The following is a 14,679-nucleotide window of genomic DNA, read 5'->3' on the forward strand; positions in this document are numbered from 1 at the left end:
CGCGCGTTCGCGCGGCAGTCGGGAGGTTCTACACGGATACGAGGAACGTGCGCAGCCGCCCCCGGCGGGCCCGCTCCACCAAGGGCGCGGCCCGGGTGGCCAGCAGCGTCAGCGGCACCGCCAGGACGATGCCGACCAGCGCACCGGCCACCACATCATGCGGATAGTGCGCCCCGACCCAGACCCGCGAGGCGCCCATCGCGACCGCCGCCAGCACGGCCACCGCGCCCAGGCGCCGGTCGATCAGCCACAGCGCGGTCGCCGCGGAGAAGGCGATCACCGAGTGGTTGCTGGGGAAGGACCAGTCGGTCGGCGCCGGGCAGGACTCCAGGGTGAAGCTGCCGGTGAGCGACCGGCAGGGCCTGACCTCGCGCACCAGCGACTTGACCACCATGTCCACCCCGAACACGGCCACCACGACCAGCGGCACGGCCAGCGTCCGCGCCATCGCCGGGGCGTCCGCGCGCCGGGCCCGCCACCAGGCCGCCAGCATCAGCACGGCGAACAGGCCCAGACCGAACGTCGACCAGGCGGAGATGACGTCGTTGAGCAGCAGCGGCGCGTGGCGCGCCTCCTCGGTGACGTCCGTGTAGAGACTGCCGTCGATGTGCGAGCCGTCGAAAGCGAGGGCTATGCGCGTCATGTGTGTTGTCGTTCCTGTCGTCAGTACGGTCGGTCAGCGGTTCTCGTCCGCGGTGTCCTGGACGGCCGCCCGCGCCCGGCGGCGGCCGCGCAGCAGCTCCACGGCCATCGGCGACACGGACACCAGCACCACCAGGGCCACGATCGGCAGCAGGTACCGGTCCACGTTCGGCACGACGGAGCCGAGCCCGAACCCGGCCAGCACGAGGCCGGCCGTCCACACCAGGCCGCCGGCCGCCTGCCACACCGCGAACGTGCGCGGCGCGACCCCCAGCGCCCCCGCGAGCGGATTGAGCACAGTGCGCACGATCGGTACGAACCGGGCGAGCACGATCGCGCGCGCATGTCCGTACCGTCCGAGCAGTTCCTCGGCGCGCGCGGCCCCTTCGTGCAGCCGCTTGTTGCGGGACCGGGTCAGCAGCGTCCGGCCGCCGCGGCGGCCCAGTACGTAACCGCACTGCGCGCCGACGAGCGCACCCGCCACCGAGGCGAGCAGGACCTGCGTCAGATCCAGATGCGGCCCGGAGTGCGCCCCCGTGCGGCACAGCAGGCCCGCGGTGAACAGCAGCGAATCCCCGGGAAGGAAGAAACCGACCAGCAGGCCGGTCTCGGCGAACAGCACCACGGCGATGCCGAGCGCTCCGAAGGCCGAGAGCAGCGACGAAGCGTCCAGAACGTTCACGGCCAGAGCGGCGGGCGGTGCGGGCACGGGCGGGATGCCTCCCATAATCGAGGGCAGGGCGTCGTACGCAGAGAGCGACGCCCCCACCGTCTACAGCGCAGTAGACGGTCTACAGGACTGTAGACGATCCCTGGGAGGGAGCGGTTCCCGTGACCGAGTCCATACGCCGCCCGTCGGGCGAGCTCGAGGCAGCAGTGCTCTCCGCCCTCTGGGCGGCCGAGCGCCCGCTGACCCCGCCCGAGGTCCGGGACGTGCTGCCCAGCACGCTCGCCCGCACCACCATCGCGACCATCCTGACCCGGCTCCACGACAAGGGGACCGTGCGCCGCACCCGCGCCGGGCGCGCCTACGCCTACAGCCCGGTGGTCGAGGACACCGCGGCCCTCGCCGCCCACCGCATGCACAGCGAGCTCGACAAGGGGATCGACCGCCCCGGCGTGCTCGCCCGCTTCGTCTCCCGCCTCTCCTCCGACGACGAGGAGCTTCTGCGCGACCTGCTGGGCCAGGTCTCCGGACCGGGAGAGCGCCGGTGATCGTGGCCGTCTGGGCACCCCTGCTCGCACCGCTGGCCGGCGTCCCCGCCGCCCGGTGGCTGGCCGCCCTGCTGCCGCCGCGCCCCGCGGCCCTGCTCCTCGCCGTCACCGCCGGCGCCCTCGCGGCCTTCAGCAGCGCGGCCCTGGCCCTGCTGACCGTGGCCGCCCTGCTGCACCTGCCGTTCGTCGCCGCGCTCGGCCATGTCTCCGTGGCCCTCCTCCCGCACGACGCGGCCTTCGGCGCCCCGCTCGGCGCGATCGCCACGGCCGCGGCCCTCACGGCGGCGGCCGCCGCCGGGCGCACCCTGCTGCGCCGTCGCCGCCAGGTGCTGCGCGCCCACGCCGACACGGCCGGCCGGTCCGCCGCCGGGGACCTCACCGTGCTGCCGGACACGGGCGCGGACGCCTACGCGCTCCCCGGCCGCCCGGGCCGGGTCGTCGTCACCGCGGGCATGCTGCGCAGCCTCGGCGGCGAGGAGCGCGCCGCCCTGCTCGCCCACGAGCGCGCCCACCTGACGGGCCGCCATCACATCCTGCTGCTCACCGCGGACCTCGCCGCCTGCCTGCACCCGGTGCTGCGCGGGCTGCGCGAACCGCTCGCCTTCCAGCTGGAGCGGTGGGCCGACGAGGCGGCGGTGGCCGCCGTCGGCGACCGCCACGTGGTGGCCCGGGCGGTGGGCCGCGCCGCGCTCGCCGCCTCGGCGAGCCCCGCCGGCCGCCGGCCGGCCGCCGCCCTGTCCGCCGTCGCGGGGCCCGTGCCCCGGCGGGTCGCGGCGCTGCTCGCCGCCTCCGGCACCCCCCGCCGTACGGGGTGGGCCGCCCGGTGCGCCGCCGCCCTGCTGGGCGCGTGCCTGCTCGCCTCCGGCGCGGCGGCGGCCGACGCGACCGGTGACCTGCACACGAACATCGAGACCGCGCAGCACGGCGCGCCGTGATCCCGTCGTGAGCGGATCCCGTCGTGACCGCTCAGCTGCCGCCGCGGCTCTGCCGGTAACGCTCGCCCACGACGCCCTGATCGGTCTCCCACCAGGGCCGGGTCAGCTCCGGCTCGGGGACGGCCGGCTCAGGGACGGCCGCGGGCGCCGCCGTCTCGTGCGCGGGGGCCTCGGCCGCCGGCACCTTCTCCAGTTCCACGTCCAGGCGCCGGTCCAGCTCCGCTGTCCTGGACCGCTCCGCGCGCAGCCACTCCACGAAGACCGCGATGAGGAACGGCAGCCCGACGAGTTCGGCGATCGCCAGCATCAGCCCGCCGCCGAGCACTTGGTCCCGGTCCGGCGAGGGCCCCCAGTCGCGCTGCCGGCCCTCGTACCAGCCGCCCGCGATCAGCGTGCCGCTCGTCATCACCACGATGCCGGGCACCGCGTCGACGATCCCGTCGACGAAGACGAGAAGTGCCCGGACCGGGTGACTGCACCAGGACGGCAACAGCTCCTCACGGGTGAGCATCGGCAGCACGAACAGACAGCCGCACGCCAGCAGGTGCAGATACATCAGCCGGTGGATCGCCCCGTCGCGCAGGGCTGCCTCGAAGTACGGCGTGAAGTAGATGCCCAGCTCGGAGCCGAGCACCAGCGCCGTACTCACCAGCGGGAACGTCAGCGCCCGTACCACCGGCCCGCGCATCGCGCGCCGCAGCAGGCGGGCACCGCGCTCGGGCAGGGCGCGCCCCGCCAGCGCCAGCGGATCGCCCAGGGCGAGGCCGAGCGGGGCGATGAGGTCGAGCACGATGTTCTGCACGGCAGCGGGCCAGAACAGTTCCCGGTCGTAGACCGCGAGCGACGACATCGTCGCCACGGCGATCATCCCGAGCCCGAGGAACGCGAACGCGGCCGTACGGACCGGGGACCAGCGCTCACCGCGCCGCGCCAGCCGCACGACCCCCCACGCGTACAGACCGCCCAGCACCGCGATGAGCGCGAGCCCGAACGGATCCGCCTGCCAGGTGCCGAACATCCGGGCGGGAGTGAGCTCGGGGAGTGCGTTTGCCATTGCCACGAGCGACCAGGGTAGTGACGCACATGAACGATCAATCGGCGGGTTCTGTCTCTTTGCGATCCCAAAAGAAAGGCGGTGTCAGGCAAAGAAAAGCCCATGGCGGAACCGAGGGAGGCCCGCAGCCCTCCCTACCCTGCGGACAATCCGACGAAGGGACGAAAAGGTGGCGGACGAGCCGGGTCTGGTACCCGCTCCGGGAACACGGCGGACCAAGCGCCGCGGGCTGAGCTACGAGCTGATCGAGTGCGCCCTGCACGGCCATCGCCTCGTCGGCACCGACGCCGCGGCCGTACGCCCCGCCGACGCGATGCTGGTGCGCGAGACCGGCGACGGCATGCGCTGGCACCGCTGCCTGCGCTGCGACGCCTGGCTGGCGCTGCCGCCGCCCGGACGGCCGGAGCGCGACGTCCCGCACGACCGCTCCGAGATCGAGCTCCCGCTGCGCGGAAAGCCGCTGCGGGACCGCTACGTACTGCGTCTGATCGCCATCGACCGGATGCTGCACTTCGTGGTCCTCGCCGTGCTGGCCGTCGCGGTCTTCCTCTTCGCCCATGAGCGGAGCCGGCTCAAGGACCCCTTCTACCGGATCGTCGACGCCGTGCAGAACGGCGTCGGAGGCCCCAGCGGCACCCACGGCCACGGCCTGCTCGGCGAACTGGACAAGGCGTTCGCCGCCCACACCAGGACGCTGTGGGTGATCGGCGTGGTCATCGCCCTGTACGCGGTACTCGAGGGCGTGGAGGCGATCGGCCTGTGGCGCGCCGCGCGCTGGGCGGAGTACCTCACCTTCGTGGCCACCGCGGTGCTGCTCGTCCCCGAGGTCTACGAACTGACCGGGCACATCAGCGCGCTGAAGATCTGCACCCTGCTGATCAACCTGGCGGTCGTCGTCTACCTGCTGGTCGCCAAGCGGCTGTTCGGCCTGCGCGGCGGCGGCAGGGCGGAAGCGGCCGAGCGCGCCCATGACAGCGGCTGGCAGGCGCTGGAGCGCGTCCTCCCCGGACCGCACTGACCGTCCTGACACGTTCCGCTCACCTTCCCGTGACACGGCCTGAGTTAGGGTGCGTGTTCCAACAGACGCGTTCCACCAGGCGTTTTCCATCAAGAAAGGGGCGGGGAGAACACATGACGGCACACTGGCCGGCGTACCGGCCCTCGGCCCTGGCACGCCGGCTGCCCGCGACGGCGGTCTACGTGGCCGTGCTGCTGGGCACGGCCGCCTGGATGGCTGTCCAGTCGTCCTCCGCGCAGGCACGTTTCATCCGGCACATCAGCAGCAACGTGCACCACTTCGAGGTCGGCAAGTGGTACACGCTGTTCACCAGTGGCCTGGTGGTGGACGGGGTGCCCGTGCTGCTCGGCATCGCCGCCGTGGCCGCGGTGCTGGGTGCCGCGGAGTGGCGCTGGGGCGCCGCGCGCGGCATCGGCATCTTCCTCTTCGGCCACGTGGCCGCCACGCTGCTGACCGAGGGCGTGGTGTGGCTGATGCACCTGATGCACCTGCCGGGCGCGCTCGCCCGGGCCCGCGACGTCGGCATCAGCTACGGCCTGGTGGCCACCCTCGGCTGCCTGCTGGCCCTGGGGGGCGGCCGGTGGGTCGACACGGGCCCTGCGGCGCCTGGCACGGCGCCTCGCCGCGTTGTCGCATCGCCCTCCCCCATAGCCCTGGACGGGCATGGGGGTGCCCCCATCGCCCAGTACGCGGGTGATGCTCCGCCTTGCGATGCACCGCACCAGACACCGCAGGACCCGCGCCGACCCACCGGCCGCCCCCCAGGCCGGCCCCGCACCCGCCGCTACGGGCTCCCGGCGCTCACCGCCCTGCTCGTCATCGCGTGGATCATCAACCACGACCTGGCCGACGCCGGCCACCTGGTCGCGCTGGGCCTCGGCGTCCTGGGCGCGCGCTCGCGCTGGCTGCGCACCGCTCAGCCGCTGCGGGGGCGTTTGGAGTCGACCCGTACGGACTGCAGCAGACCGATGGCGCCGCAGATGGCGAACATCGAGGACCCCCCGTAGGACACGAACGGCAGGGGGATGCCGGCGACCGGCATGATGCCGAGCGTCATCCCGATGTTCTCGAACGACTGGAAGGCCAGCCAGCACACGACGCCGGTGGCCAGCAGTGTCGCGAACATGTCCCCCGCACGCCGGGCGATGTTCAGGCCGCGCCACAGCACCACGCCGAGCAGCCCGATGACGGCACCGGCGCCCAGGAAGCCGAGCTCCTCGCCCGCGACGGTGAAGACGAAGTCCGTCTGCTGCTCGGGCACGAACCCGCCGTTCGTCTGGTCGCCGTGGAACAGCCCCTGGCCGAGCAGCCCCCCGGAGCCGATCGCGATGCGGGCCTGGTGCGTGTTGTAGCCGACCCCGGCCGGGTCGAGCTGGGGATCGGCGAACGCCGCGAACCGGTTGAGCTGGTACGGGCTGAGCAGGTGCAGCGCGAACACCGCGGTGACCACGACCGTGGCCACGCCCGCCAGAACGGCCAGGTGCCGGGCGGGAACCCCCGCGGTGAACAGCAGACCGGCGGTGATGGCCGCCAGCACCAGGCTGGTGCCCAGCTCATGGCTGGCCATGATGACCACGGCCGGCACGCCGAACAGCGCGAGCGCCACCAGCATCTGACGCCCGCTCGGCGCGATCGCCTCCCGCGCGTCCCGTGACTCGGCCAGCAGCGCCGCGAGCATCACGACGAGGGCGAGCTTGACGAACTCCGAAGGCTGCAGGGAGAAGCCGCCGCCGAGCACGATCCACGAGTGCGCGCCGTTGATGGTGCTGGCCAGCGGCGTCAGCACGGTGAACAGGAACAGCAGCGAGGCCCCGTAGAAGAAGGGCGCGTAACCGCGCAGCCGGCGGTAGTCGACGATGCTGATGGCCGTGCAGATCGCCAGCCCGATGAGCAGGTTGAGCAGATGGCGCTTCAGGTAGCTGTTCGGATCCCCGCCGGTGACGTCCTGCCGGTGGAGCGTCGCCGACCAGGTGAGCAGCCCCCCGATGCCGCCCAGCGCCACCACGGCGCCCAGTAGCACCCAGTCCAGGCGCCACAGCGGCGAGGAACGGCCGAGCGCCCGCAACGCGGGGCGGCGGAGCGGCGATTGCAGGAGCGAGGTTCCCACGGTCGAAGCCTCCCGGGACGAGGTGTGCAGCTTGGAACGGGCATGCCGTCGCAGGTTACAGTTCACTGGTTGCGCAAGAGTCAAAGTGCTTGCGGCCAGGGGCGGGAGGGGCGTGACGTGTCGGAGCTCTGGGAGAGCGCGGTGCTCGGCGGAGGACCGGCGGACGGACTGTCCGTACGGGTGGCGGGGCGCCCCGCGGTGCTCCAGGTGACGCATCCCTGCCCGGCCGAGGACGCCCCGGACGGCATGCGGATCCAGGCGCTCCACATCTACCGGCGGGTGCCGGGGGAGCCGCTGCGCTACGGCTTCGACCCCGTCAGCCCCTGAGTCCGGAGGGTCTCGTCCGGCGGAAGTTACGATGTCGGCATGGGATCAGCAGCCGAATCGTGGGACTCAGCCGGCGCCGAACGAGCGGTGGCGATGCTGAAGGCTGTGGCCGACCCCACGCGGTACCGGCTGCTGTGGGCGCTGAGCCGGCAGGAACTCCCGGTGGGCAGCCTCGCGCAGATGGCGGGCGCCCATGTCGCCGCGGTCTCCCAGCACCTGGCGAAGCTGCGGTCGGCCGGCCTGGTGGATTCCCGCCGCGAGGGGACGCGTATCTACTACCGGGTCGCCGGGCCGCATGTGCGGGGGCTGCTCGAGGAGGCCGCGCTGGCCGCGTCCGCCCCGGCCGAGGGCCTCGAGAGCGTCCCGGTGCGGGAGGAGCCCGCGGCGGCCGTCCAGGAGCAGACGGCCCTGGCACGCGGCATGCGGGCCCGCGCCCGGCGCCCGGTCACCGAGCACTGACCAGCCGGTACTCCTGCCGGTCCGCGTCGTAGGAGAACAGCTCCGCGTAGCGGCCCCAGTCGGTGGCGGTCTCCAGCTGCCGGGTCACCTGCTCGCCCGTGTGGTCACGCGCCAGCAGGTCGCGGAAGAACCCCGCGTGCAGGGCGCCGCCGGGCTCCCGCTCCAGGCTGGTGGTGATCAGCCGGACCAGCGGTACGCCCCGGGCCGCCTCGGCGAAGATCCGCTTCGACTGCCGGGCGTCCGCCCGGGCGAACGCCTCGCCGCGCTCGGTGAGCCGCAGCCCGTCCTCGCCCGCCCCGGCGAAGCCGAGCAGCTCGAGGGCGTCGACGAGCGGCAGGAGGTCGTCGAGCTCCAGGCCGAGTTCCTCGGCCAGGGCCACCGGGTCGCAGTCGCCGCCCCGGCCGGCCACCATGTCGGCGAGCCCGGCCAGCCCGTCCGTCCCCGCACCGGGCAGCGGGCCCGGGCCGGTGCCGGAGAGGCCGGGGGCCGGGGGTTCCCCGCCGCGGCCCGTCATGGTGCGGTAGACGCGCTCGACGAGGTCCTCGTAGGCGGCGGACCGGCGGTCGCGGGGGCGCTCGAGGCCGACGTCGAAGGTCTCGCGGATGGTGCCGGGCCGCGAGCCGAGGACGACGATGCGGTCGGCCATCAGCACCGCCTCCTCGATGGTGTGGGTGACGAGCACGACGGCCCGGGTCGGGAACAGCCCGGAGTCCCACAGCTCCAGCAGCTCGCCCCGCAGGTTCTCGGCGGTCAGCACGTCCAGGGCGGAGAAGGGCTCGTCCATCAGCAGCACGTCCGGCTCGACGACCAGCGCCCGGGCGAACCCCACGCGCTGGCGCATGCCGCCGGACAGCTCCTTGGGGTAGGCCGACGCGAAGCCGTCCAGCCCGATGAGGTCGATGGCCTGGAGCGCGGCCTCGGTGCGCCGCGCGGCGGGGACGCCACGGGCCTCCAGCCCGACCTCGACGTTCTGCCGGACGGTGAGCCAGGGCAGCAGGGCGAAGGTCTGGAAGACCATGGCCGTACCCGGGTTGGCACCGGTGAGCGGCTCTCCGCGGTAGGTGACGCGGCCGGAGTCGGGCGGGATCAGCCCGGCCAGGCAGCGCAGCAGGGTCGACTTCCCGGCGCCGGACCGGCCGAGCACGGCGACGATCTCCCCGGCGCGGATGTGCAGGTCGACACCGGCGAGTACGGGCAGTTCACCGCCGGCACCGGCGTAGGACTTGGCCAGCCCGTCTGCGGCGAGCAATACGTCGTCGACGCGGCCGTCGCGGCCGTCGCGCGGCGGGGCCTCGGCGGTGCCGCGGGCGGCACGCCGCCTGCGGAGGGCGATCGGCACGGGGGCTCCATCGGGAAAGGAATCGGATGGTCAGAGGGCGTAGCGGGTCTCGACGAGCCGGTAGAGGCGCCGCCACACCAGGCGGTTGACGGCCACGACGTACAGGCTCATCACCGCGACGCCCGCGAGCAGGCGCGGGAAGTCGCCGTCGGCGGTGGCCCGGGCGATGTAGGCGCCGAGGCCGGTGGCGGTCAGCGTGGTGCCGCCGAAGGAGACCACCTCGGAGACGATCGAGGCGTTCCACGCACCGCCTGAGGCCGTGATGCCGCCGGTGACATAGGACGGCAGGATGCCGGGGACGATCAGGCGCCGCCAGCGCTGCAGGCCGCGCACCCCGAGGTTGTCCATGGCCTCGCGCAGGTCGGTGGGGATGGCCATGGCGCCGGCGATGGTGTTGAAGAGGATGTACCACTGGGCGCCCAGCGCCATCAGCACCACACCGCCCACGTCCAGCGGCAGGCCGGTCCGCAGGAAGAACCAGACGGCGAGCGGGAAGAGGAAGTTGGCCGGGAAGCTCGCCGCCACCTGCACCAGCGGCTGGGCCACGCGGGTCAGCCGGGGCGAGAAGCCGATCCGTACCCCGACCGGCACCCAGACCACCGTGGCCACCACCACGACCACCGCCACCCGCGCGAGGGTGACCAGGCCCAGCAGCAGCGGCTCCCCGAAGATGCCGGGCCCGTTCCGCGTGTACACGTACCCGCCCAGGTCGACGAGGCCCCACAGGATCAGGGCGCCCGCCACGGCCGTGAAGACGGCGTCGCCCGTGCGCCGCCGCCGCGGGTCGACGGCCAGCGGACGGTCGTCGCGGCCGAGGACGCGCCCCGCCCGGGCGAGCCCGCGTCCCACGGGGCCGAGGAAGCGGCCCGGGAGCCGGGACAGTCCCGAGCGGCGCAGCAGGCGCAGGACGACGGAGCGCTGGACCTCGCTCGCCTCGGCCTGCTCGTTCTTGAACTTCTCCGCCCAGGCCGTGAGCGGGCGCCAGAACAGGAAGTTCACCGCGACGACCATGACGGCCATGGCGAGGACCGCCCAGCCGACCCGGCCGAGGTCGCCGTCCGCGACCGCCGCCCCCGCGTACGAGCCGACGCCCGGCAGCGCACGGCCCGTACCGCCGACGCTGATCGCCTCGGAGGCGACGAGGAAGAACCAGCCGCCGCCGAAGCTCATCATCCCGTTCCAGACCAGGCCGATGGCCCCGGAGGGCAGCTCGACCCGCCAGAAGCGCATCCACCGCGTGAAGCCGAACGAGCGCGAGAGCTCGTCGAGTTCACGGGGGAGCGCGGTGAGCGACTGGTAGAAGCCGAAGGCCATGTTCCACGCCTGCGACGTGAAGATGGCGAACACCGCCGCGCACTCCAGGCCGAGCACGGAGCCGGGGAACAGGGTGGTGAACCCGGTCACCGCGACGGCGAGGAAGCCGAGCACCGGCACCGACTGGAGGACGTCCAGCGCGGGGACCAGGATCCGCTCGAGGCGGCGGCTGCGGACCGCGGCACGGGCGTAGCACAGCGCGAAGACGGTGGAGGCGACGAGCGCGGCGAACATCCGCAGCAGGCTGCGCAGCGCGTCGTACGGCAGGCGGGCCGGATCGGTGTCGACGGACACCGCCTGCCCGGGGGAGAAACGGACGGTGGTGCCCTGGCCCAGATGAAGGGTCAGGTGGAACAGCACCAGGACGGCCGCCGCGGCGGCCACTTCGGCGCCCACGCCCGCCAGCCGGGACTGTGTGACGCCCGGGCGGCTCGTCGGGAACGACATCACTAAGACCTCCGGCCCACAGGGGGCACGACGTTGCCGCCCGGCCGTGCTCGGTGATGCGGTTCGTTTTTCGCTGCGGGTGACGCGGGTGACGCGGGTGACGCGGCCCCGGGGGGCGCGCCGCGAGAAGTCTGCCGCTTGCCACACTTATGTGCAAATAACAGCCGGGGCGGCGGCCGTCCGCCGCCCCGGTGCGGTGCGTCAGCCGATGCCGGTGAACGGCGCGAGGACGTGGCTGAAGGCCCAGGTGTCCTGCGCTATGCCGGAGCAGGTGTCGGAGCCCTTGGTGCCGGGGCAGCCGCCGTTGTCGCGCTGGAGTGCCCAGAAGGACAGGGTGTTCACGCCCTTGGAGACGGCCCAGTCGTAGACCTTGGAGGCGTCCTGGAGACCGAAGGTCTCGGCGGGGCCGTAGTCGTCGATGCCGGGCATCTCGGTGATGCCGGTCATGGCCCACAGGTCGGCGGGGGCCTTCGCCGGGTACAGCTGCGCGAGTTGGGCCTGGAGGCCTTGCGCGGCGGAGATGGTGTCGGCGGCCATGTCGTGCTGGGCACCGTCGTAGTAGTCGAACGTCATGAGGTTGACGACGTCGACGCGGGCGCCGTTGGCGCCCCCGCTGCGCAGCACCGCGAGCCCGCTGTCGGCCAGGCCGTGGGTGGTGGACGGCAGGGTGTACGAGATCTGCACGGTGCGGCCCGTGCTCGCCGCCCAGTCCTGCACCTTCTTGACCGCCTGGTTGCGGCGGTCGATCCCGGCGGGCTTGGTGAGGGAGTTGTCCTCGATGTCCAGATCGAGGCGTGTCACGTCGTAGGTGGTGATGACGTTCTCGTACGCGGCGGCGATGCTGTCGACGTTCGTACAGCTGTCGGCGAGCTCGGTGCCGCCGTTGTCCGCCGCATAGCCGCCGAAGGACGGGATGACGTCGCCGCCGTTCGACCGGATCGTCGCGATGTCGGCCCCGAACGTGGCTTGCGCGACGGGCTTGTTGACGTCGCCGTTCCAGTACGGGGTGCACGAGCCCGCCGCCTCGGTCCCGAGGAAGGCCAGCGTCAGGTGCTTCGCCCCCGCCTGCGCGGACAGCGCGGCCGGGCTGTCCGCGGTGTACGTCTGGAAGTACGGCGCGAAGACGTGCGGCGGCAGCGGGGTGGCCGCGGCCGCCGTCCCGCTGCCGCCCAGTACGAGCCCCGTGCTCGTGGCCAGTGCGGCCAGCGCGGTCACCAGGGTCCTGACGGATATGCGTCGTCTCACGGATGCTCCCGAGGTCGAGAGGTGCGCGGGTGGGGGGTGGTGGCGCGAGGGACATCGTTGGACTGGACCAAAGGTCCGTCAAGAGGCCCCGCATGACGGAGTCCTGGCCCGCCCGCCCGTGCGTCGCACGGGAATTACGGCGTCCGGGAATTCGATGAGTTCAACCGACCTGATATTCAGGGGACTTCACGCTTTTCCGTTCCTCGGCCTTGTCCCACAGGCATACAAAAACCCGCCGCCCCGGGGTCGTTGCCCCGGAGCGGCGGGTTTTTCCGGTCGAATCGCCGTGGCCGTCAGCCGTTGCCCGAACCGTTGCCGGACAGCACCGGGATCTCGCTGAGGATGTGCGACAGCGGGTTGTCGCCGTTGTTGACCGTGGAGTTGTCGGTGCACTGCTGCGTCTGCTCGGAGGACAGGATCGGGACGTCCTGGACGCCGATGTTGAGGAGCCCGATGAGCGACTGGACGTTGGCCTTGCCGATGCCGATGCACAGCTTGTTGAGCGTGCCCTGGATCAGGCTCATCTGCGGGCTTTCCTGGCCCCCGGTCGAGGTGTTGCCGTACCCGGTCTTGGAGCCGTTCGCGTTGGCGACGTCGTCGTCGTTGCCGATCGCCATCGCCGGGGTGGCAACGGCGCCCACCGCCGCGGCCGTCAAGACACCCGTGGTGATTGCCTTCTTGAGCACGTCCTTGCCTTTCGATCGAAGAGGATTCCCGTCGGGAAGCGAACTGAGTAACTCTGACCTTTTTGGGAAGTTCCGGGATTTCACTCATTCGAGCCATTGCCGAAGTCCGGGCCGCCGTACGCCGCCGAAGAGTTGCGGGCCCGGCTGGTAGCGTGCGCAATTACGGCGGGTTTCTCAGCCGTCGGCCCGCTCGGACAGCGCCCCCACATGACGCGTCCGGGCGGGCTTCAGGGGCAGCGGAACCAGGAGCTTGCGTGACCGTTGAATACATCCGCTACCGCATCGCCGATCCGCAGCGGCGCACGGCCTTCGAGAAGGACTGCGCCGCGGCGCTCGAGCACCTCTACGCCGCACCCCAGTGCCTGTCCTACGAGCTCGCGCACGGTGTCGAGGAACCGGAGTCCTACGTCTTGAGGATCGAGTGGTCCTCGGTGGAAGATCACGAGAACGGCTTCCGCAACGGACCGCACGGTCCGCCGTTCCTCGCCAGGACCGGGCCGTACGCCGCCGACATCGAGGAGACGAGGCACTACGAACGCACGCTCGTGGTCGACAAGAGGAGGGGCTGACGAGCGGCCGTGCACCGCTTCGTTCGTTCCTGATCGAGTCGTATATCCTCGGCTGTGTGAATCTGCTGGTAAAGCGACGCCACGTGGACTACCTGCGCGTCACGAGCATGTCCTGTCGCCTTCACGGCTGACCTTCCGCTCCGGCGGCCCGTCGAAGTTCTCCGGGCCGGAGCGCTCTTTCGCTTTTCCCTTCACTTCACCCTCCGCCCGGCACCGCCCTGTCCGCACACCCCGCGGCAGCGGCGCGGGCCGTCCGGCCATGACCGGACGTGGCCGGGCCCTCACCCTGGGACATCCTCATGAGCAACGAGCTTCCCGTCATCGACCTCTCCGCTGCCTCGGGCAGCGCCGACGACCGCGCCCGCTTCCGCGACGCGCTGCACACCGCGGCCCGTGACGTGGGCTTCTTCCACCTGACCGGACACGGCATCACCCCTGCCGAGACGGCCGACCTGATGCGCACCATGCGGGCCTTCTTCGCGCTGCCGGAGGCCGACCGGCTCGCCATCAGCAACCTCAACTCGCCCCATTTCCGCGGCTACACCCGCATAGGCGACGAACGGACCGGCGGCAGCCAGGACTGGCGCGACCAGCTCGACATCGGCGCCGAGCGCGCACCGCACGTCCCCGCCCCCGGTGAGCCCGGCTACTGGTGGCTGGAGGGGCCCAACCAGTGGCCCGCCGCACTGCCCGAGCTGCGCACCGCCGCACTGCACTGGGTCGAGCGGCTGAGCGAGGTGGCCCGGCGGCTGCTGCACGAACTGCTCTCCGCGATCGGCGCCCCCGAGGACTTCTACGACGATGCCTTCGCCGACCGGCCGCACCTGCACCTGAAGCTCGTCCGCTACCCCGGCAGCGCCCCCGACGGCGCCGGCCAGGGCGTGGGCGCCCACAAGGACTACGGCTTCCTGACCCTCCTGCTGCAGGACGAGGTCGGCGGCCTCCAAGTGGAGGGACCCGACGGGACGTTCCTCGAGGTGCCGCCGCTGCCGGGCGCGTTCGTGATCAACCTGGGCGAGCTGCTGGAGGTGGCGACCAACGGCTATCTGAAGGCCACCAACCACCGGGTGGTCAGCCCGCCCGGCAACCGCGAGCGCTTCTCCGTCCCCTTCTTCTACAACCCGCGGCTGGACGCGCGCATCGAGCCCGTCTCCTTCCCGTACGCCCACCGTGCCCCCGGGGTCACCCAGGACTCGGCCAACCCGCTGTTCGCCGAGTACGGGCGCAACGAGATCAAGGGCTGGCTGCGCGCGCACCCCGCCGTCGCCCGCCGCCACCACGCGGACCTGCTGGACGACGCGGTGGCCGTCGGCTGACGGGCA

At 72.5% G+C, this 14,679-nt stretch carries 15 protein-coding genes and 1 pseudogene; 8 read left to right on the forward strand and 8 right to left on the reverse strand.

The features are described 5' to 3' along the window. Nucleotides 1-28 precede the first annotated feature (28 nt). Together ACV530_RS19040 and ACV530_RS19045 are read right to left on the reverse strand one after the other, a co-directional pair. Nucleotides 29-643 carry a phosphatase PAP2 family protein gene (locus tag ACV530_RS19040; RefSeq protein ID WP_494333721.1) on the reverse strand — a complete coding sequence of 205 codons (615 nt, stop codon included), beginning with the start codon at nt 641-643 and terminating at the stop codon, nt 29-31. Nucleotides 644-676: 33 nt separating this feature from the next. Beyond that, nucleotides 677-1,351 (reverse strand): DedA family protein, encoded by a 675-nt coding sequence (locus tag ACV530_RS19045; protein ID WP_494333722.1) that lies wholly within the window; start codon nt 1,349-1,351, stop codon nt 677-679. Between the two features lie 122 nt (nt 1,352-1,473). Between ACV530_RS19045 and ACV530_RS19050 the strand changes: the two genes are divergently transcribed. Together ACV530_RS19050 and ACV530_RS19055 are read left to right on the forward strand one after the other, a co-directional pair. Continuing rightward, nucleotides 1,474-1,857, forward strand: coding sequence for a BlaI/MecI/CopY family transcriptional regulator (locus tag ACV530_RS19050; protein ID WP_494333723.1), 384 nt, complete (start codon nt 1,474-1,476; stop codon nt 1,855-1,857). Beyond that, nucleotides 1,854-2,792: a M56 family metallopeptidase gene (locus ACV530_RS19055; RefSeq protein WP_494333724.1), complete on the forward strand. Its 939-nt coding sequence runs from the start codon at nt 1,854-1,856 to the stop codon at nt 2,790-2,792. The genes ACV530_RS19050 and ACV530_RS19055 overlap by 4 nt, the downstream gene beginning before the upstream one ends. Nucleotides 2,793-2,823: 31 nt before the next feature. On the opposite strand, the gene ACV530_RS19060 is transcribed toward ACV530_RS19055, so the two are convergent. Then, entirely contained in the window at nt 2,824-3,846 is a 1,023-nt protein-coding gene (locus ACV530_RS19060) for a cytochrome c oxidase assembly protein (RefSeq protein ID WP_494333799.1), read from the reverse strand. Between the two features lie 169 nt (nt 3,847-4,015). Between ACV530_RS19060 and ACV530_RS19065 the strand changes: the two genes are divergently transcribed. Both ACV530_RS19065 and ACV530_RS19070 read left to right on the forward strand, forming a co-directional pair. Then, nucleotides 4,016-4,864, forward strand: coding sequence for a DUF2127 domain-containing protein (locus ACV530_RS19065; RefSeq protein ID WP_494333725.1), 849 nt, complete (start codon nt 4,016-4,018; stop codon nt 4,862-4,864). A 113-nt stretch (nt 4,865-4,977) separates the two neighbouring features. Next, complete coding sequence (locus tag ACV530_RS19070; RefSeq protein ID WP_494333726.1) at nt 4,978-5,871, forward strand: rhomboid-like protein; 894 nt, start codon at nt 4,978-4,980, stop codon at nt 5,869-5,871. Here ACV530_RS19070 and rodA read toward each other — a convergent pair. After that, nucleotides 5,781-6,971 carry a rod shape-determining protein RodA gene (gene rodA / locus ACV530_RS19075; protein WP_494333727.1) on the reverse strand — a complete coding sequence of 397 codons (1,191 nt, stop codon included), beginning with the start codon at nt 6,969-6,971 and terminating at the stop codon, nt 5,781-5,783. The genes ACV530_RS19070 and rodA overlap by 91 nt on opposite strands. Nucleotides 6,972-7,088: 117 nt before the next feature. Between rodA and ACV530_RS19080 the strand changes: the two genes are divergently transcribed. Next, complete coding sequence (locus ACV530_RS19080; RefSeq protein WP_494333728.1) at nt 7,089-7,298, forward strand: hypothetical protein; 210 nt, start codon at nt 7,089-7,091, stop codon at nt 7,296-7,298. A gap of 39 nt (nt 7,299-7,337) precedes the next feature. Further along, on the forward strand, nt 7,338-7,757 hold the full coding sequence (locus ACV530_RS19085) for an ArsR/SmtB family transcription factor (protein ID WP_494333729.1): 420 nt from the start codon (nt 7,338-7,340) through the stop codon (nt 7,755-7,757). Here the strand turns inward: ACV530_RS19085 and ACV530_RS19090 are convergent. The 4 genes and pseudogenes from ACV530_RS19090 to ACV530_RS19105 all read right to left on the reverse strand — a co-directional run bounded on the left by ACV530_RS19090 (nt 7,744) and on the right by ACV530_RS19105 (nt 12,788). Then, the gene (locus ACV530_RS19090; protein WP_494333730.1) at nt 7,744-9,096 is read right to left on the reverse strand and encodes an ABC transporter ATP-binding protein; all 1,353 of its coding nucleotides are present in this window, start codon (nt 9,094-9,096) and stop codon (nt 7,744-7,746) included. The genes ACV530_RS19085 and ACV530_RS19090 overlap by 14 nt on opposite strands. 30 nt (nt 9,097-9,126) lie before the next feature. Beyond that, a complete protein-coding gene (locus ACV530_RS19095; protein WP_494333731.1) occupies nt 9,127-10,857 on the reverse strand; it encodes an ABC transporter permease in 1,731 nt (576 codons plus the stop codon). Nucleotides 10,858-11,061: 204 nt separating this feature from the next. Further along, nucleotides 11,062-12,072 (reverse strand): annotated as a pseudogene (locus ACV530_RS19100) (chitinase); the annotation flags it as partial. 323 nt (nt 12,073-12,395) lie between these two features. Beyond that, a complete protein-coding gene (locus ACV530_RS19105) occupies nt 12,396-12,788 on the reverse strand; it encodes a rodlin (protein ID WP_494333732.1) in 393 nt (130 codons plus the stop codon). Between the two features lie 254 nt (nt 12,789-13,042). On the opposite strand from ACV530_RS19105, the gene ACV530_RS19110 reads away from it, so the two are divergent. Both ACV530_RS19110 and ACV530_RS19115 read left to right on the forward strand, forming a co-directional pair. Next, nucleotides 13,043-13,357 (forward strand): putative quinol monooxygenase, encoded by a 315-nt coding sequence (locus ACV530_RS19110; protein WP_494333733.1) that lies wholly within the window; start codon nt 13,043-13,045, stop codon nt 13,355-13,357. A 299-nt stretch (nt 13,358-13,656) separates the two neighbouring features. After that, nucleotides 13,657-14,673 (forward strand): isopenicillin N synthase family dioxygenase, encoded by a 1,017-nt coding sequence (locus ACV530_RS19115; RefSeq protein ID WP_494333734.1) that lies wholly within the window; start codon nt 13,657-13,659, stop codon nt 14,671-14,673. Nucleotides 14,674-14,679: the final 6 nt, after the last annotated feature.

The sequence above is a fragment of the Streptomyces sp. SX-6 genome (genome assembly GCF_059089585.1).

Coding starts and splice junctions, on each gene's coding strand:
- ACV530_RS19070 (WP_494333726.1), top strand. CDS start 4,978: ATGACGGCACACTGGCCGGCGTACCGGCCCTCGGCCCTGGCACGCCGG.
- ACV530_RS19115 (WP_494333734.1), top strand. CDS start 13,657: ATGAGCAACGAGCTTCCCGTCATCGACCTCTCCGCTGCCTCGGGCAGC.
- ACV530_RS19085 (WP_494333729.1), top strand. CDS start 7,338: ATGGGATCAGCAGCCGAATCGTGGGACTCAGCCGGCGCCGAACGAGCG.
- ACV530_RS19095 (WP_494333731.1), bottom strand. CDS start 10,857: ATGTCGTTCCCGACGAGCCGCCCGGGCGTCACACAGTCCCGGCTGGCG.
- ACV530_RS19060 (WP_494333799.1), bottom strand. CDS start 3,846: ATGGCAAACGCACTCCCCGAGCTCACTCCCGCCCGGATGTTCGGCACC.
- ACV530_RS19040 (WP_494333721.1), bottom strand. CDS start 643: ATGACGCGCATAGCCCTCGCTTTCGACGGCTCGCACATCGACGGCAGT.